The 17975-nt window shown below is 56.1% G+C and carries 19 protein-coding genes; 9 read left to right on the top strand and 10 right to left on the bottom strand.

Annotated features, from left to right (window positions below):
* Positions 1–9: 9 nt before the first annotated feature.
* Positions 10–1362, top strand: a complete 1353-nt coding sequence (gene trmFO, locus ACN0WX_RS07315; protein WP_417621637.1) for a methylenetetrahydrofolate--tRNA-(uracil(54)-C(5))-methyltransferase (FADH(2)-oxidizing) TrmFO — start codon at positions 10–12, stop codon at positions 1360–1362.
* Here trmFO and ACN0WX_RS07310 read toward each other — a convergent pair.
* Positions 1359–1826: a hypothetical protein gene (locus tag ACN0WX_RS07310; protein ID WP_417621636.1), complete on the bottom strand. Its 468-nt coding sequence runs from the start codon at positions 1824–1826 to the stop codon at positions 1359–1361. The two genes, trmFO and ACN0WX_RS07310, sit on opposite strands and share 4 nt — an antisense overlap.
* Positions 1827–1857: 31 nt before the next feature.
* Positions 1858–2376, bottom strand: a complete 519-nt coding sequence (locus tag ACN0WX_RS07305; protein ID WP_417621635.1) for a hypothetical protein — start codon at positions 2374–2376, stop codon at positions 1858–1860.
* Between the two features lie 285 nt (positions 2377–2661).
* On the opposite strand from ACN0WX_RS07305, the gene ACN0WX_RS07300 reads away from it, so the two are divergent.
* Genes ACN0WX_RS07300 through ACN0WX_RS07290 form a run of 3 tightly spaced genes read left to right on the top strand, consistent with a single transcriptional unit; the run spans position 2662 to position 5968 of the window.
* Positions 2662–4641, top strand: a complete 1980-nt coding sequence (locus ACN0WX_RS07300) for a pilus assembly protein TadG-related protein (protein ID WP_417621634.1) — start codon at positions 2662–2664, stop codon at positions 4639–4641.
* The gene (locus ACN0WX_RS07295) at positions 4638–5243 is read left to right on the top strand and encodes a TadE/TadG family type IV pilus assembly protein (protein WP_417621633.1); all 606 of its coding nucleotides are present in this window, start codon (positions 4638–4640) and stop codon (positions 5241–5243) included. Before ACN0WX_RS07300 ends, ACN0WX_RS07295 begins: the two co-directional genes overlap by 4 nt.
* Positions 5244–5260: 17 nt before the next feature.
* Positions 5261–5968 carry a TadE/TadG family type IV pilus assembly protein gene (locus tag ACN0WX_RS07290; protein ID WP_417621632.1) on the top strand — a complete coding sequence of 236 codons (708 nt, stop codon included), beginning with the start codon at positions 5261–5263 and terminating at the stop codon, positions 5966–5968.
* Positions 5969–6006: 38 nt separating this feature from the next.
* Here ACN0WX_RS07290 and ACN0WX_RS07285 read toward each other — a convergent pair whose 3' ends face one another.
* From ACN0WX_RS07285 to eno, 4 genes are all read right to left on the bottom strand, one after another.
* Positions 6007–7389, bottom strand: coding sequence for a pyruvate dehydrogenase complex E1 component subunit beta (locus ACN0WX_RS07285; protein WP_417621631.1), 1383 nt, complete (start codon positions 7387–7389; stop codon positions 6007–6009).
* Complete coding sequence (gene pdhA / locus ACN0WX_RS07280; protein WP_417621875.1) at positions 7389–8393, bottom strand: pyruvate dehydrogenase (acetyl-transferring) E1 component subunit alpha; 1005 nt, start codon at positions 8391–8393, stop codon at positions 7389–7391. Before pdhA ends, ACN0WX_RS07285 begins: the two co-directional genes overlap by 1 nt.
* Before the next feature lie 197 nt (positions 8394–8590).
* Positions 8591–8902, bottom strand: coding sequence for an FtsB family cell division protein (locus ACN0WX_RS07275; protein WP_417621630.1), 312 nt, complete (start codon positions 8900–8902; stop codon positions 8591–8593).
* A 101-nt stretch (positions 8903–9003) separates the two neighbouring features.
* Positions 9004–10278, bottom strand: coding sequence for a phosphopyruvate hydratase (gene eno / locus ACN0WX_RS07270; protein WP_417621629.1), 1275 nt, complete (start codon positions 10276–10278; stop codon positions 9004–9006).
* A 206-nt stretch (positions 10279–10484) separates the two neighbouring features.
* On the opposite strand from eno, the gene ACN0WX_RS07265 reads away from it, so the two are divergent.
* From ACN0WX_RS07265 to ACN0WX_RS07245, 5 genes are read left to right on the top strand one after another with little or no spacing between them, the layout of a single operon-like run.
* Positions 10485–11021 (top strand): hypothetical protein, encoded by a 537-nt coding sequence (locus ACN0WX_RS07265; RefSeq protein ID WP_417621628.1) that lies wholly within the window; start codon positions 10485–10487, stop codon positions 11019–11021.
* Positions 11022–11056: 35 nt separating this feature from the next.
* Entirely contained in the window at positions 11057–11467 is a 411-nt protein-coding gene (locus tag ACN0WX_RS07260) for a phage holin family protein (RefSeq protein ID WP_417621627.1), read from the top strand.
* A 2-nt stretch (positions 11468–11469) separates the two neighbouring features.
* Entirely contained in the window at positions 11470–11790 is a 321-nt protein-coding gene (locus ACN0WX_RS07255; RefSeq protein WP_417621626.1) for a hypothetical protein, read from the top strand.
* A gap of 3 nt (positions 11791–11793) precedes the next feature.
* Positions 11794–12333 (top strand): DUF883 family protein, encoded by a 540-nt coding sequence (locus ACN0WX_RS07250; protein ID WP_417621625.1) that lies wholly within the window; start codon positions 11794–11796, stop codon positions 12331–12333.
* On the top strand, positions 12330–12566 hold the full coding sequence (locus tag ACN0WX_RS07245; protein ID WP_417621624.1) for a DUF4170 domain-containing protein: 237 nt from the start codon (positions 12330–12332) through the stop codon (positions 12564–12566). Before ACN0WX_RS07250 ends, ACN0WX_RS07245 begins: the two co-directional genes overlap by 4 nt.
* Before the next feature lie 14 nt (positions 12567–12580).
* On the opposite strand, the gene ACN0WX_RS07240 is transcribed toward ACN0WX_RS07245, so the two are convergent.
* The 4 genes from ACN0WX_RS07240 to ACN0WX_RS07225 all read right to left on the bottom strand — a co-directional run bounded on the left by ACN0WX_RS07240 (position 12581) and on the right by ACN0WX_RS07225 (position 17935).
* The gene (locus ACN0WX_RS07240; RefSeq protein ID WP_417621623.1) at positions 12581–13222 is read right to left on the bottom strand and encodes a rhomboid family intramembrane serine protease; all 642 of its coding nucleotides are present in this window, start codon (positions 13220–13222) and stop codon (positions 12581–12583) included.
* 5 nt (positions 13223–13227) lie between these two features.
* Positions 13228–13701 carry a transcription elongation factor GreA gene (greA, locus tag ACN0WX_RS07235; RefSeq protein WP_417621622.1) on the bottom strand — a complete coding sequence of 158 codons (474 nt, stop codon included), beginning with the start codon at positions 13699–13701 and terminating at the stop codon, positions 13228–13230.
* A gap of 114 nt (positions 13702–13815) precedes the next feature.
* Positions 13816–17151 carry a carbamoyl-phosphate synthase large subunit gene (gene carB, locus ACN0WX_RS07230; RefSeq protein WP_417621621.1) on the bottom strand — a complete coding sequence of 1112 codons (3336 nt, stop codon included), beginning with the start codon at positions 17149–17151 and terminating at the stop codon, positions 13816–13818.
* Between the two features lie 22 nt (positions 17152–17173).
* Positions 17174–17935 (bottom strand): hypothetical protein, encoded by a 762-nt coding sequence (locus ACN0WX_RS07225; RefSeq protein ID WP_417621620.1) that lies wholly within the window; start codon positions 17933–17935, stop codon positions 17174–17176.
* Between the last annotated feature and the right edge of the window lie 40 nt (positions 17936–17975).

Genomic DNA, 17975 nt, shown 5'->3' with positions numbered 1-17975 from the left:
AAGGCGCCCATGACAGATGCACATATTATCGGCGGCGGACTCGCCGGGTCCGAAGCAGCATGGCAACTCGCCGAACAGGGCATAAAAGTCCGCCTTTCCGAGATGCGGGGCAGCGGGGAGATGACGCCTGCCCATCAGACCGACGGACTCGCAGAACTGGTTTGTTCAAACAGTTTCCGGTCAGATGATGCCGAAAAAAATGCCGTCGGTTTGTTGCATCAGGAAATGCGCGACCTCAATTCAATCATCATCGGAGAAGGCGACAAGCATCGGCTCCCCGCTGGTTCCGCTCTGGCCGTCGACCGCGATCATTTCTCCGCTGGCATCACAAAACGGTTGAGCGAGCATCCGAATATCGAGATTGTCCGCGAACGGGTTGATCAACTACCCGAAAGCGGCCTGACCATTGTTGCCACCGGCCCTCTCACCGCCATGTCGCTGGCGGAAAGCATTGGCGCGGCGACAGGAGAGGATTCGCTCGCCTTTTTCGATGCGATTGCCCCGATTGTCTACCGGGACAGTATCAATATGGGCATCGCCTGGATGCAGTCGCGCTGGGACAAGGTTGGCCCCGAAGGTGACGGCAAGGACTATATCAACTGCCCGATGGACCGCGATCAATATGAAGCATTCATCCAGGGCCTGCTCGACGGCGAAAAGACCGATTTCAAACAGTGGGAAAAAGACACACCCTATTTTGAAGGCTGTATGCCCATTGAAGTAATGGCCTCTCGCGGTCCCGAGACCCTCAGATACGGTCCGATGAAACCGGTAGGACTGACCAACAGTCACACCGGCGGAAAGGCCTATGCAGTGGTTCAGCTCCGGCAGGATAACGCCTTGGGTACGCTCTGGAACATGGTTGGCTTCCAGACCAAGCTGAAATATGGCGCACAGGCTGAATTGCTGCGCACCATTCCCGGGCTGGAAAAGGCCGAGTTCGCCCGCATGGGCGGTCTCCACCGCAACACATTCATCAACGCACCGAAACTGCTCGACAAGGAGCTGCGCCTCAAAAAAGCCCCGCATATCCGCTTTGCCGGTCAGATCACCGGCTGTGAAGGCTATGTCGAGAGCGCGGCAGTCGGCCTTATGGTCGGCCGGATGGCAGCGGCGGAAGTGCGCGGCGAACCCTTCACCCTGCCCCCGCAGACCACCGCATTTGGCGCGTTATTGTCGCATATCACCGGCGGTGCCGATGCCCGGGACTATCAGCCGATGAATGTCAATTTTGGCCTGTTCCCGCCCTTTGAGCAGCGTGTGAAAAAGAAGGAACGGAAGGAAGCCTATACCGCGCGCGCGCGTGAAGATTTTGCTCTGTGGTTACACCCTCTTTCGTCAAAGGGGCTCCAGCTCGCCTAGCATTTGCATCGTGGCGCAGAACGCTTGGGCCGCGTGGTTCGAAATTCGGTGCGGGTTAGCTGACCATTGCCATCACCATCTGCTCCCGCAAAACGAGTACTGGTGGCAACCGCCCATTCTTCGAAGGTGAGCAGATTATTGCCGTCCTTGTCGAGCTTGCGGAAAGAATCGGTGCGGCTGCTCATCATTTCGAGACGGGTGATGGCTTCATCGCGATTGCGGTCATAGCGGTTGAACCGCATTTCTTCACGCGAGGCCTTATAAGCTTTGGGCGGTGTCGGCGGCGCAGGACCGATCGTTTCCGCGTCCAGTTCCGCCACCGGGAGGCTATCCGGTGCGACCGGTTCGGGAGGCGGCGGTGCAGTGGGTATGGGAACATCTTGCCCCTGTGCACCGATCCAGATGAACAGGCCTGCCGTGAGCATCAGAATCATCCCGGCGGCACCGGCAGCAAATTTTCTCATAAGCGGATCCCGCGGATCAGCGACTGTGCTTCTAGCGACCAGCGATACCGTGCCAGATGATACGGGCGGCGCTGGCTGGACGGTACAGATCGACAGACAATTGCCCCGTCCTAACATCGCGGATCATCAGTTTGCAGAGGATTGAGAGCGGTCGTCCGCTTCTGTCAAAATTCGCGTTTGGATGAGATTGCACGATTTGCGTGCAACGGTCGAAGGCAGACTGCCGCATATCGGTATCCGAGCAATGACGCGCGAAATCCCACAACGCCCAGGCGCGACCATGCTCAGTCTGCGCATCAGTCAGTGCATTGTCATCGCCCGAGCCAAAATCAAAAAAACCGCCACTGCGTGCGACAGCATAGTTGTCAAACTGCCGGTCATCCCACGGAAAATCATCGAGCATCGCTTCCCACCCGTCGAGCAGGGTCAAAAGCGGAGCCAGACTGTCGCCTTGTTCTTCCAGCAGATTAATCTGCTCAATCAGCGGTTCGCCCGCCGGCCGTTCAGACGCAGGCTTGGTTAATATATCCCGCCACCACGTTAACCGCATCTGTCCAATCAATATTTCCTTTGTCGAACGAATAATATCCGCGAATCTTGAATCGAGAGCGAATAAAAGCGCATATCGAGGACGATCAGGCCTTTTTGCGTAAGCAAGAATCAACCGATGCAACGGGTCTAGATGTAAAAACGTGTCTTGCATGCGCAGGCCGTTGACAGTTTTCTGCGGAAAATCAAGGTAAACGTCATTTTAACCATGGCCATTGGGCCGCCGCTAACCCTTTTTCGCATATTTCACACATTCAAATTGGGTTATTTCAGGGGGCCAGAGCGCATGCTTGGCAAAAAAAGCGAAAATTTTGCGCGTACCTTTTGGGCGGCGTTGCGGTCGGATACGGCGGGCAACGTATATGCCATGGCCGCAGCAGCGATATTTCCGATTGCCGCTATAATTGGCGGAGGCGTTGATATTGGCCGTGCTTACATGGCGCAGGCGCGTTTGCAGCAAGCCTGTGACGCGGGCGCTCTGGCTGGTCGTCGTGCTATGACGGGAGCCACCATGTCTGCCGCTGATGCTGTGGAAGCCCGCAAATTTTTCGACTTCAACTTTCCGGAAGGGTCGTTCGACACCGATCCCTTTGTGCCCGTCAATGGCAAGGCCAACCCCCGGTTTGTCGATGGCGCGCCCGGCGAAAAAACCGTCGTGGGCGTCATGGAAACCACCATGAACACGTCGATAATGCGAATATTCGGCTATAAGAAAATGACATTGAAGGCGGACTGCACCAGCCGCCTGGACATCGGCAATGTCGATGTAATGATGGTGCTCGACGTCACCGGCTCGATGGACAGAAAGCCGAACGGCAGTATCACCAACAATGAAGCAGAGAAGAAAATCGGCGGTCTGAAGAATGCGGTCGAGGATTTCTATGCCATTCTCGGCAGCGGCGGCGGTACCAATGGCAGCCAGATCCGCTACGGTTTCATGCCCTATAACGCGATGATCAATGTCGGCGAGACCTTATATGACGAGAATCCGTCGTGGCTGGTTGGCGGTGTCGGAACAGCCGTCGAAGATGAATGGAATTATCAGACCCGGCGGGCACACTGGGTCATTCCCGGCGCGAATCCGACCGTCACATTTGAGCAAATCAACGTTGCTGGTGCACAAGGCAGCGACCGCGACGCGTGCGAATATGATTTCGGACAAAACAAGAAGGTAGACAACTCGATCTGGAAGCCAAGCGACAATGGATATGCTTCCGGTACCCCGCTCACCCAAAATGGCTATTATTACGAATTCAGCTATTACAGCTATTATCGCTACAATAATAATTACAAGGCCTGCAAGCGCAAGGTCGAAAGATTCGATTCGGCACCCATCAAGACGACCGAGTGGCAGCCCGGAGCGGTATTCGACTTCTGGGAATATGATGAGTTCGACCACGATGTTTCGGCCTATGTTGCGTCGATAAAAGCCGGCAATCCGTCTGCTTTGCGGCCGACTCTTTACGATAATCCATCCCACGCGGCGCACGGTCCTTCTGACCGCTGGAACGGGTGTATCGAAGAACGCGATACCTATGCCGATATCACGCCCACGACCAATGCCATTCCTGCCAATGCCTATGACCTTGATATTGACCTGGTCCCGAACAGCAAGGCAACCCGCTGGCGTCCTTACTGGAGCGGTGTGGAATATCTCCGTTCAGGATGGCAGGCGACTAGCTCCGACTGCCCGGCCAAGGGCCGCCGCCTGGCGCAATATGCCAGCTATGAATCAGATCCCGGTCTGAATAGCACCGGAAATACAATTTATTCGGGTAGCCTCAAAAACTATATCGATGCCCTCCAGCCAAATGGTTATACCAACCATACGATCGGGATGATCTGGGGTGCGCGCTTCCTGTCTGCGACAGGCTTGTTCGCGGCAGAAAATTCGACGTCCAGCAACGGGTTCAATATTACCCGGCACCTGATCTTCATGACCGATGGTGATTTGAACGTCGGTCCGGACCGTTATAATGTCTACGGATATAACGAGCTCGATGGCCGCCTCGGCCCCACCAGCCTGAACAAAACGGACTATGAAGCCAGACAGGCGCAACGCTTCCAGTTGATGTGCAACGCGGTCAAGGCAAAAGGGATCACGATCTGGGTCATCCAGTTCACCAACAGTTCGACTGTCCAGTCGCATCTGGAAAGCTGCGCGACCAGTTCGAGCCACGCCACTGCTGCTACCAGCAACACAGCACTTGAGGCGGCATTTGGCGATATTGCGAAAACCATTGGCGGACTGAGGCTGTCGGAATGATGCGTTCATGGACCAAATCAACTCGCCTCCGCGAGGATCAATCTGGCGCAACTTTGGTTGAATTCGCGCTCGTCGCCGGACCATTCCTGCTGCTGTTGCTGGGCATTATGGATTTGGGCTACCGGGGCTATGTGGATACGGTGTCCAAATCTGTACTGCATCGGGTTGCGCGCGACGCTTCGACGGGCGAAATGACCCTGGCCGAGATTGAGCAACAGGTGAACGACGGACTGGATGCGCTGGTTCTCGACGATGCCGTTATTTCTGTATCAACCCAGAGCTACTTCGATTTCACCAATGTTGGCAAACCGGAGAAACTGACGACCGACAATAACAATAACGGCGAAGTGGACCCCGGTGACTGCTTCATCGACAATAATGGCAATGAGGTGTTCGACACCGACTATGGTATCGCTGGAACAGGTGGTCCCGATGATATTGTGAGCTATCAGATCGACATTAGTTCACCGCGTCTTTTCCCGCTGGCATCGATGATCGGACTGTCCGATACGATGACCATCTCGAACAGTACAGCCGTGCGCAATCAACCGTTTGGCGCGCAGGTGGATTTGGTCGAAACTTGCATATCGACGCTGGATTAGAGCGAGGCTGAGTGGATATGGCAAAGACATTAAAACAGCGCGCTGTCAAAATGATCAACCGTTTCAAACATCTGCCGGTCATCGAAGATACCAGCGGCCTCGCGCTGCTTGAATTTGCGTTCACCGCTCCGGTCATTCTCCTTATCGGCCTGGGCGGCCTGGAAACGGCGAACCTGGCCATTGCCCATATGCAGGTCAGCCAGATTGCCATGCTGGTCGCGGACAATGCTTCGCGGGCACGCGAATCCATTGATGAGGCTGATATTCGCGAAATATTTACCGGGACCCATCTCACCGGCGACGCGATCGATTTCTCGACCCATGCACGGGTCATTCTTTCCAACCTGGAGAAAAACGGCCAAACCGGCGCCTCCGCCGGCCAGTGGATACGCTGGCAGCGATGCTACGGAGCCAACACCAACTATTCATCTTCTTACGGGAATGAGAATGACGGGAAATTTGATTCCAGCCTTGCCGATGGCATCGGGCCGGTGGGCAAAAAAATATCGGCGTCGGGAGCAACCGCAATTAATTTCGCGGAAGTCGTTTATGAATATCAGCCCCTGGTATCTGACCGGTTTTTCGGAAATAAGGTGATTCGCTATGAAAGCGCCTTCGTTGCCCGCGAGCGCGACGATCATGCGATCAAAAACGCCAGCTCTATCCCGAACAATCAGCTCTGGAAATGCAATGTCTACGGAACGATAGACAATCCGCCCAGTTGAGACGCCCCGGCGAGCGGTTCCCCTCACCCGTTCCCGCGCTACCGATAACAGACCTTTTTAACCGCCGCGATGATCCGCGCGCTGTCGATCAGGGCCGCCTTTTCCAGATTGGCCGCATAAGGCAACGGAACGTCTTCGTTGGTCACCCGCATCACCGGAGCATCGAGATCATCGAACCCCTGCTCCATGCATAGCGCGACAATCTCACTCGAAATCGAACAGGTCGGCCAGCCTTCTTCCGCGACGACCATCCGGTTGGTTTTGGCGAGGCTCTTGAGAACCGTTTCCGTATCCAGCGGACGCAGGGTGCGCAGATCAATAACTTCAGCCTCTATGCCCTCACCCGCCAGACTGTCTGCCGCCTCGAGCGCAAGCCCTACGCCGATTGAGTAGCTGACAATGGTGACATCGCTGCCTTCGCGCATAATCCGCGCCTTGCCGATCGGCAATATATGATCGTCGAGTGCCGGCACGTCGAAGGAGCGGCCATAAAGAAGTTCATTTTCCAGAAACACGACCGGATCGGGAGTCTGGATAGCCGCCTTCAACAGGCCTTTGGCATCTGCCGCATCATAAGGCGCGATGACGATCAGGCCGGGAACGGAGGCATACCACGGACCGTAATTCTGGCTGTGCTGTGCGCCCACCCGGGATGCCGCACCATTGGGGCCGCGAAACACAATCGGGCAGCGCATCTGGCCACCGGACATATAGTTGGTCTTGGCCGCTGAATTGATGATCTGATCAATCGCCTGCATGGCAAAATTGAAGGTCATGAATTCGACAATGGGTTTCAGGCCACCCATGGCCGCACCAGCACCTATGCCGGCAAAACCATGTTCGGTAATCGGGGTGTCTATGACCCGCTTCGGACCAAATTCTTCGAGCAGACCCTGTGTAACCTTGTAAGCGCCCTGATATTCGGCGACCTCCTCGCCCATCACAAAGATATCCCCGTCTTTGCGCATTTCTTCGGCCATCGCATCACGCAGGGCTTCACGAACGGTGAGCGAAACGAGATCGGTACCGGCGGGTACCGATGGATCTTCCGCGCGAGAGATCGGCGCGGGCGGCGCGGCTTCCATGATCTCCGGCTTGGCGTCTTCCACGGGCTCGGGCTTGGCCTCCTGCTTGGCTACACTCGCCGGTTTTTCTCCGCCTGCTTTGCCAGTTGCTTCATCTTCCCCGGCCATTTCAGCGATAACCGTTCCAACCGCGACTGCGTCGGTTCCTGCTGCGATCAGGATTTTGGTGATCACACCTTCATCGACCGCTTCAAATTCCATTGTCGCCTTGTCGGTTTCAATCTCCGCCAATATGTCTCCGGAACTGACTTCATCGCCTTCCTTCACGAACCATTTGGCCAATGTGCCTTCTTCCATGGTCGGGGACAGAGCCGGCATCTTGAGTTGGATCGCCATCAATATTGCTCCACCAGCACATTGGTATAAAGTTCGGACAGCTCGGGTTCCGGGGATTCCTCGGCAAAATCCGCCGCTTCCATCACCGTCTTGCGGACCTTTTTATCCAGCGCTTTCAAATCTTCTTCCTTCACACCCTTTTTCAGCAGAGCCGCTTTCAGCCTCTCGATCGGATCGGATTTTTCGCGGACGTCCTGCACCTCGTCCCGGCTGCGATATTTGGCGGGATCGGACATGGAGTGGCCACGATAGCGATAGGTTTTGAGCTCCATCAGCACCGGACCGCCGCCGCCACGCACGTCCTTCAACACTTCTTCCACCGCACCGCGCACGGCCAGAACATCCATGCCGTCGACTTGCACGCCGGGAATGCGGAAGCTTTCCCCGCGCCGGTAAAGCTGGTCTTCAGCGGACGAGCGGTTGACGCTGGTACCCATGGCATATTGGTTATTTTCGATGACGAAGATCACCGGCAACTGCCAGAGTTCCGCCATGTTGAAGCTTTCGTAAACCTGCCCCTGGTTGGAAGCCCCGTCGCCGAAATAAGCCAGACAGACGCCGCCATCTTCCTTATATTTATGGGCAAAGGCCAGACCGGTGCCGAGCGAGACTTGCGCACCGACAATGCCGTGACCACCGTAAAAGCCATGCTCGACGGAGAACATGTGCATCGAACCGCCCTTGCCTTTTGAAATTCCGGAAGCACGGCCGGTCAGTTCGGCCATCACGATATTCGGATCAATGCCGCATGCCAGCATATGGCCATGATCACGGTAACCGGTAATCACGCTGTCCTTGCCCGGATTTATCGCCGATTGCAGGCCGGTGACGACGGCCTCCTGTCCGATATAGAGATGGCAAAAACCACCGATCAGACCGAGACCATAGAGTTGCCCTGCCTTTTCCTCAAAGCGCCGGATAAGCAGCATTTGTTCATAGAATTCCAGCATCTCTGCCTTGGTTGCGCTGTAAATCGGTGCCTTCAGTCCGCCCGTCGAATGCACGACTGATTTGGATTTGGCTGGCGCGCGCTTGGGCGCGGCTGTTTTTTTGGCTGGGGTGGTTTTCCGGGGAGCTTTTGCCACGCGAGCGGGTCCTTTTGTTTACGAATGAACAGCATAACCAAAACTGCGCCGTTACCCAAGCGCTTAGACCAGTTGACAGATTAAAATTTGCGACTGCTGGCTGAACCCGCCGAAAGCTATTTCAACGGAACGATAATCTCGTCGGGATGGACGACATTGACCTTCTCGCGCAACAATTCACCGATCAGATCAGGATCAGCGCCCTTGGGATCGAGCAACTCTACCCGGTTCTTCAACGCATCACGTTCGGTTTGCAATTTGGCCAGCTCGACACCGCGCATCTCCAGCTCGGCCTGATACTCGCCCCAGGCGAGAACACCGGTCGGACCCAAAACGGCGTAGCCAGCGATGGCCAGCAAGGTCACGAGCGCAAATCCGGGCCCAAGAGCCGCCTTGATCAGATCTGCAATTTTTTCGCGTTGCGCCATGGAATAGTCTTGAATCAGAAAAGTGATTCGCTGGCAAGCGGTTTAACGAAAATTTCGAAAAACCGGCGTCGAACTGCCTTTATATCAAGAGGAAATAGCGATTAGCTGAAAATGGATCGCCCGGCATAATGCGCGACATTGCCCAGTTCTTCTTCGATCCGGATCAGCTGATTATATTTGGCCAGCCGATCAGACCGCGCCAGGCTTCCGGTTTTGATCTGACCGCAATTGGTCGCAACCGCCAGATCGGCAATGGTCGAATCTTCGGTCTCTCCCGATCGATGAGACATAACGGCCGTATAGGATGCATTATGCGCCATCCGTACTGCCGCAAGCGTTTCCGAAAGCGTTCCGATCTGGTTGACCTTGACCAGCAGCGAATTGGCCAGCCCGTCCGCGATACCCATTGACAGGCGCTCGGGGTTGGTGACGAAAAGATCGTCGCCAACCAGCTGCACCTTGTCTCCAACCGCATCGGTGATCAGCTTCCAGCCTTCAAAATCATCTTCCGACATGCCGTCTTCGATCGACTTGATCGGATAGTCCTTGCACAAGTCCGCCAGATAGTCGGACATTTCTGCTGGCGTGAGAATCTTGTTCTCGCCGGAAATATGATATTTGCCGTCCCGGAAAAATTCCGTTGCCGCGCAATCCAGAGCGAGCACCACTTCGTCGCCGACCTTGAACCCGGCTTTTTCGACCGACGCCATGATGAAATCGAGCGCTTCGCGGGTCGAACCAAGATTGGGCGCAAAGCCCCCCTCGTCGCCCACTGCTGTCGCCAGCCCCTTTTCCGAAAGTCCCTTTTTCAGCGTATGGAAAATTTCCGATCCCCAGCGGACAGCCTCGGCGAGGCTGTCGGCGCCAACTGGCATCACCATGAATTCCTGAAAATCAATCGGATTGTCGGCATGCTCGCCGCCGTTGATGATATTCATCATCGGTACCGGCAGAACATGGGCCGATACGCCACCCACATAACGATAGAGCGGCAGTCCGCGCGCATCCGCAGCAGCCTTTGCAGCGGCCAGACTGACCCCCAAAATCGCATTCGCACCCAGCCTGGCTTTATTGGCCGTGCCGTCCAGGGCAATCATCGCCGCATCCAGTTCTTCCTGGTCTTCGGCGTCCAGATCGGTCAGCGCGTCCTTGATCTCGCCATTGACCGCGTCGATCGCCTTGAGAACGCCCTTGCCAAGATATTTGCTCTTGTCTCCGTCGCGCAGTTCAACCGCCTCATAGGCTCCTGTGGAAGCACCGGAAGGAACGGCAGCGCGGCCAAAACTGCCGTCCTCGAGCAGAATATCGACCTCTACCGTCGGATTACCGCGACTATCCAGAATCTGGCGGGCATGAAGGTCGATTATTGCGGTCATGAAAATGGCTCCGGATGAAGTAAAAACATTGGCCCTGCCCTTATCGCGATGGCGGGCTTGTTGCAATCCATTGCACCGCATTTCTCGCTGCCATGGCCCTTGATTCCAAAGCAAATGATACCATTTCCTGTAGAGGGGAAACATAAATGGAACCGTTTCCGTTTATGGGGTGTTGGCAAGGGACAGATGAGGAAGGATTATTGATCATGGCAGAAGCCAAAAAGACAACCGGAAAGACGACGACAAAAACTGCGGCGAAAAAGCCTGCAGCCAAGAAAGCTGCGCCACGAAAGGCCGCGCCGCAAAAGGACACGTCGGAAGAGCGAACGACGAAACCGCAGAAAGCAGCACCTCTGAAAGCTGGAGCGACCAAGGCGGCCGCAACCAAAGCGGACAATGGTGGTGATTTCAAAGACCGGGCGCTAACCAAAGCCAAAACGGCAGCCAGCCAGGGCAAGGAACGCACCGGCAATGCAATTGAAAGTCTGAGCAAGATGATCGAGGATAGCGCGAAGACGATCGACGACAATGTCGGCGAAAAATATGGCGACTACGCCCGTTCTGCCGCCGATGCAGTCTCGTCCTTCGCAGACAAGCTCAACGCCAAAGACGTGGACGAGATGGTAGAAGACGCGCGCGGCTTCGTGCGGAAAAGTCCCGCTGTGGCGATTGGCGCAGCAGCCGTGGTCGGCTTTCTGATTTCCCGTCTGATCAAATCAGGGATGGATGATAGCGACGCATGAGTGTAGCATGGGGCCACCATATTAGCGGGTGACGAATGTTGCAGGACAAAGATATTCCAGCGTTGGATGAAGAGCATCACGGGGCCGAGCCCCAGGCCTCGATTCCGGACGATGCAGACGTCAAATCCCTGCAATCTCAGGTGACCGGCCTGATCGATGATGTGCGCACCTTGGCTTATGCCGAGGTCGAATATTATCGCGCCAAGCTGTCGGTCAACCTGGCGGCAACCAAGAATATGTTGGTCCTGTTTGGCCTCGCACTGGTGGTCGGGACCATGGGCGTCATTGCCCTGATACTCGGGCTATTGCTGATTCTTTCAGAACATGTAGGCTCGGTGGCGGCGACCGGCATAACGACGGGATCGGCGTTGCTGGTCGCTGCCATCATGATGAGCATGGCGATAAAAAGAGCAAAAAAACTGCCACTGGATGAAAATGACGCGTGAGAATGACGATGCCGAAACATAATGATGAAATAGTCAGCCTGCGTGACCGGGCAATCAAGCGCGATCTAGCCCGTGAAAATCTTCAGGGCCATGCCGCCGAAACCAGAGAGCGATTGAAACCGTCCAATCTTGTGGCCGAAGCCCGGAGCAAAGCCGTGGGACGCGTCCGCAGCGCCGGAAATTCTGCGATCAATGGCATGCGGGCACACCCTGGCATCACGGCGACCGTCGCGGCGACCGCCACGCTGATTGCGATGCGCAAGCCGATTGCCAAGCTTATCGCCAACCACAGGCAGTCCAAGCCGGAAGAAACCGAGGAATAAAATATGAGCAGATTGACCGATAATATCGACAAAGCCCGCGCCGCATCCCGGGAACGGCTTGAAACGGCAAAGGAAATTGCCGGTGAAACCTCCGTCGTTGCGCTGGAGAAAATGTCCGAAAGCAAGGCGCGAGCAGCGGCCCTGCTGGGCGAAGGGCGCGAGAAAGCCGCCGAAGGCGTCGCTGCCACCAGGGACGTCGCGAAAAAAGCTGTCGCGCGATCGGAAGAAACGATCACCAACAGTCCGCTGGCTATTGTTGCCGGTGGTGCCGCCCTTGGCGTGCTCATCGGTGCGCTGCTTCCGAAAAGCAAGGCGGAAGGCAAATATGTCGGCGGAGCGGGTCGCAAGATCAACGAAACCGCAAGGACCGCTTATCAGGCGGCCAAGGATGCCAGCCGCGACCAGATCAACGAAATGGGGCTGAGCAATGACAATATGCGGGCTCAGTTCAAAGATATGTTTGGCAAAGCCATCGAGGCTGCTAAGACCGCGATGATCGCCGCACAGGACGCGGTAAAAGAAGAACATCAGGGTAAAAAATGAGCGAAGCACGCAGCAAAATTCATCTGGTCATGGGCGGACGGGTCAAGGATCCCCGCGGGCTGGAATTCGTCAATCTGGACGCGATGGATCTCGTCGGAGTCTATCCCGACTATGAGGAAGCAGAGGACGCCTGGCGTTCAAAAGCCCAGATGACGGTCGACGATGCCGAAATGAAATATGTCGTCGTACATTTGCATAAGCTGCTCGAACCGGACTTGCCCGAAGAAGACTGAGTCCCGGAAAAGGCTCAGGCGTTGCGGAAACGCCATTCCAGAAGCGGTCTGGTCATCACCAGGCCAGCCACAAATCCGCCAATATGCGCGAAGATCGCAATACCCTGCAGATTGCCTGCGGTTGCCAGTCCGATCATCAGCTGGATTCCGATCCACGCCAGACTGAGCCAGATGATCCGGACGACATGGCCCGGAATCGGACCGACAGGATCGACCTTGTTGCGCGCAAAGAGCAGCGCATAAGCCCCCAATATCGCCGAAATAGCCCCGCTCGCGCCAATCATCGGCACGATGGAATCGCTTTCGGCGGCATATTGCGCGAAGGACGCCGCATAGGCGCCGACGATATAGAGCGCTGCCATCAGCTGCGACCCCAGCGCCTGTTCGACATAGCGACCACAGAAGAGCAGCATCAACATGTTGAAACTGAGGTGGAGCAGACCGCTGTGCAGAAAGGCCGACGACAGCGGAGTCAGCCAGGCCGGGACCATCCAGCCATATTGCGACACATCTATCTCAGCCCCGCCCAGCCGGATTGGAAACATCCCGCCGCGCAGCACCGCGTCCTGCTGCCAGCCGAAAATCCAGATCACCAGAAAGATCACCACATTGGCGATGATCAGCCCGTTGGTCAGTTTTCCGGCCGGAATATCCATTGGCTTCAGATAAACTCGATCTTGTCGAGCAGGAAATATTTGTCGCCCGCCGGCACCGTCACTTCGATCTCGTCGCCGACACTGCGACCGATCAGGGCCCGGCCGATCGGCGAATTATAGCTGATCTTGCCAGATTTGGCATCGGCTTCCGCCTGCCCGACCAGCTGATATTTCACTGGCTTGTCATCTTCATCAAGCAAGGTCAGCGTTGCACCAAAGACAGCCTTGTCGCCGGACAGGGTTTTCGGATCGATGACCTGGGCGCGGGACAATTTGTCCTCGAGATCGCCAATGGTCGCCTCGACCTGTCCCTGCCGTTCCTTGGCCGCGTGATATTCGGCATTTTCCGACAGATCGCCATGCGCACGCGCGGTTTCGATCGCATCGACAATGATCGGACGCTCGGCCTTCAGTGCCTTGAGTTCTGCTTCCATTTTTGCATGGCCTTCGGCCAGCATTGGTACTTTTTCAACAGCCATTTTCTTGGCCTTTCCTTGCCTATACGCTGCCGATTTCAGCCGTGCAGCGTCAAAAACAGTTTTCCGGCGCCCCCCTGTCGACGGACACCCGCAGTTTGACAAAATGTCGGAAAATTACGTCTGCGAAGCTCTATAATAGGACTGTAACGCGCGAACTTCAAGAGTCTCGTCGCGCAGCGCCTCTATCGCCTGCATCACGGCGTTGCTGGCCGTTGCTGTTGTATAGATCGGAATCTTGTCGGTCAGCGCCGCTGCCCGGATCGATTTGGAATCCTTGAGCGACTGCCAGCCTTCGGTGGTGTTGAAAATAAGATGCACTTTGCCATCCTTGATCCGGTCGACAATATGCGGCCTGCCCTCGGCAACCTTGTTGACTTTCTCGACCTTGATCCCCTTTTCTGCAAGATAATCCGCAGTTCCCGAGGTCGCAATCAGGGTAAAGCCCAGCTTCTCGGCCAGACGCGCCGCCGGTTCGAGCACTTTCTTGTCGGTTTCCTTGACCGAGATGAATACCGTCCCGCCATCGGGGAGATGATTATTCGCCCCCATTTGCGACTTGGCAAAGGCGATCGGGAAATTCCGGTCGATGCCCATCACCTCGCCGGTGGATTTCATTTCCGGCGAGAGCACCGGATCGATGCCGGGGAAACGGCTGAACGGGAAGACCGCTTCTTTCACCGCGATATAATCGATATGCCGGTCTATGGTTGGCAGGGCTTTCAGCTTCTCGCCCGCCATCACCCGCGAGGCAATCTTGGCAATCGGCACGCCAATCGCCTTGGCGACAAAGGGCACGGTCCGGCTCGCGCGGGGATTGACCTCGATCAGATAGACCTCGCCATCCTTGACCGCGAACTGGATATTCATCAGCCCGCGCACCTTCAGACCAAAGGCCAGCGCCTCCGCCTGGCGTTCCATTTCCGCGATTATGTCATCGGGCAGGCTGTAGGGCGGGATCGTGCAGGCGCTGTCGCCCGAGTGCACGCCGGCCTCCTCGATATGCTGCAGCACACCGCAGACGATCACCTCGTCGCCGTCGCAGATCGCGTCGACATCGACCTCGATCGCATCGCGCAGATACTGGTCAACCAGCACCGGCTGGTCGCCCGACACCTGCACCGCGGTGTTGATATAATTTTCCAGCTGGGCCGGTCCGTCGACAATTTCCATCGCCCGGCCACCGAGCACGAAGCTCGGCCGGATCAGCACCGGATAGCCGATCCGGTCGGCGATTTTCACCGCTTCGTCGCGGGTCCGCGCCATGCCGTTTTCCGGCTGTTTGAGTTTCAGCTTGTTGACCAGCTTGGCAAAACGTTCGCGGTCTTCAGCCAGATCAATCGCATCCGGCGAGGTGCCGAGGATCGGAATGCCCGCGTCTTCCAGCGCCTGCGCCAGCTTCAGCGGCGTCTGCCCGCCAAACTGCACGACCACGCCGACCAGTTCGCCCGACTGCTGCTCGACGTGCAGGATTTCCAGCACGTCCTCGGCGGTCAGCGGCTCGAAATAGAGCCGGTCGGATGTGTCATAATCGGTCGACACGGTTTCCGGGTTGCAGTTGACCATGATCGTTTCATAGCCCGCGTCCGAGAGGGCGAAACAGGCGTGGCAGCAGCAATAGTCAAACTCGATCCCCTGCCCGATCCGGTTCGGCCCGCCACCGAGAATGACGATCTTCTTGCGGTCCGACGGCTGCGCCTCATTTTCCGGCGCCCCGAAAATCGGCGCTTCATAGGTCGAATACATATAAGGCGTCTTGGCTTCAAATTCCGCCGCGCAAGTGTCGATCCGCTTATATACCGGCCGCACGCCCAGCTTGTGGCGCAAGGCGCGCACTTCTGCCTCGGTCGTCGCCCCCGCCATGGCGGCCAGCGCGTCATGGACCAGCCCGTGCCCCTCGGCGACCGTGCGGCCGGTGCCACCGGCGACATGGACGGAATCGACCGCCAGCTTGGCCAGCCGTTCATCGGAAAAGCCCATGGATTTGAGCTTGCGCAAGGCCTCCGGCTCGTTCGGCAGGCCATTATCTAGTATTGCCTGCTCCGCTTCGATAATCTCGCGTACCCGGGCAAGGAACCAGGGGTCGAAACCGGCAATATCGTGGATTTCCGCGTCGCTGAAACCTTCGCGCATCGCCTGCGCCGCGACCAGCAGGCGGTCCGGCGTGGCGCGAGCCAGAGCCGAAGCAATCTCGTCGCGGTCCGCGCCGATCAGTTCCTGCACCCGGTTGAAGCCGTCCAGCCCGGTTTCCAGACCGCGCAGCGACTTCTGCATGGATTCGTGGATATTGCGGCCGATCGCCATCACCTCGCCGACCGACTTCATCGCGGTGGACAAGAGCGGCTCCGCGCCCTTGAATTTTTCAAAGGCAAAGCGCGGAATCTTGGTGACGACATAGTCGATCGTCGGTTCGAACGACGCGGGGGTGGCGCCGGTAATGTCATTGTCAATCTCGTCCAGCGTATAGCCAACCGCCAGTTTTGCCGCGACCTTGGCAATCGGGAAGCCGGTCGCCTTGGAGGCCAGCGCCGAACTGCGCGAGACCCGCGGGTTCATCTCGATGACAACGAGCCGGCCATTCTTCGGATTGACGGCGAACTGTACGTTGGAACCGCCTGTTTCCACGCCAATTTCCCGCAGCACCGCGATGCTGGCGTTGCGCATGATCTGATATTCCTTGTCGGTCAGGGTCAGCGCCGGCGCGACGGTGATGCTGTCGCCGGTGTGCACGCCCATTGGATCGACATTCTCGATCGAACAGATGATGATGCAATTGTCCGCCTTGTCGCGGACAACCTCCATCTCATATTCCTTCCAGCCGATCAGGCTTTCGTCGATCAGCACCTCGTGGGTCGGTGAGGCTTCCAGCGAGGTTTTCACATAATGGACGAATTCCTCGCGGTTATAGGCGACGCCGCCGCCGGTGCCGCCCATGGTGAAGCTCGGCCGCATGATCGCCGGCAGGCCGATATCCTCGAGAATCTCGAGCGCCTGCTCCTCGCTATGCGCCACCGCGCTGCGCGGACTTTCCAGCCCGATCCGGTCCATCGCGTCCTTGAACTTCTCGCGGTCCTCGGCCTTGTCGATGGCTTCGGCGTCAGCACCGATCATCTCGACGCCATATTTCTCGAGCACGCCCATCTTGTTGAGCGACAAAGCCGTGTTCAGCGCCGTCTGCCCGCCCATGGTGGGAAGAATCGCATCGGGCCGTTCCTTTTCGATGATCTTTTCGACAATTTCGGGCGTAATCGGTTCAATATAGGTCGCATCCGCCATTTCCGGATCGGTCATGATCGTCGCCGGGTTGGAGTTGACCAGGATGATCCGGTAACCCTCCTCCTTCAGCGCCTTGCACGCCTGCGTGCCGCTATAATCAAATTCGCAGGCCTGGCCGATGATTATGGGGCCGGCACCGATGATGAGGATGGATTTTATGTCAGTTCTTTTTGGCATTATTGATCGATTTCCATCAAATTCATTGTTTCAAATACAGTTTTATCAACTCAATCAGTCCAGCAACCGACGCAGCTTTTGCCGTTTCTTTGATGTACGAATGAACCTCTTCTAACACCATCAAGATCCCGACGTTGATCTGAATTACCTTTAGCTGACTACTTTCCCACAGTGTTTTGGCTGCTTCTAATGATGCTGTAAGTCGACTCTTAGCGTCTTGGTCTATGTCCGCAGAGTTCAGGCCGCGAAAAACTTCCGAGACTTCTTCTAGACCATCTGAGATTTGTACAACCTCAGGGCTATTGTGATCTATTGAAACTACTCTGTCCGACGCCGGGATATAAGATGTTTCGCTGAACGATCGCGGTTCTATCTCAGAAAAATCCTGATTGGATAGGGCCAATACTACTTTTTCGATCCAAGCGGAGCCTCCGTGATAATATGCCTTCAAAGCAGGATAGTCCTCGTTCGCAGTGGCCCATTTTTGATCGTAAGCGATTGACGTATTTTCATTTGGTTCGGCATTAATTTGATAAAATTGTGTCGCATTATTGGCATCAACAATGAACATATCACCTGCGAACGAACTAGGCAGAATTGAACACCCCCCGATATCTTGAAGCCTTTCACACGCTTCGTCTACTATACTTTGTGGTATCTCTAATCCGTGTCTACTCGCTAATTCCTGCACCATTTCCGGCAAAAATGTGCTCCAACGATTATTACTTTCTAGCGATGCTCGATGGACAATTAACGCAGCTATGTGATCTGGAAGTTCGCTCACCCTAGCCCCCCAACAGGTTTCTCGGACAGGTTTCGACCGT

Origin of the sequence: Parasphingorhabdus sp. (genome assembly GCF_048269915.1) — a bacterium.
Classification (GTDB): domain Bacteria; phylum Pseudomonadota; class Alphaproteobacteria; order Sphingomonadales; family Sphingomonadaceae; genus Parasphingorhabdus.
Note: the sequence above shows the minus strand (reverse complement) of the source record. Positions and strands in the feature narration are given on the sequence as shown.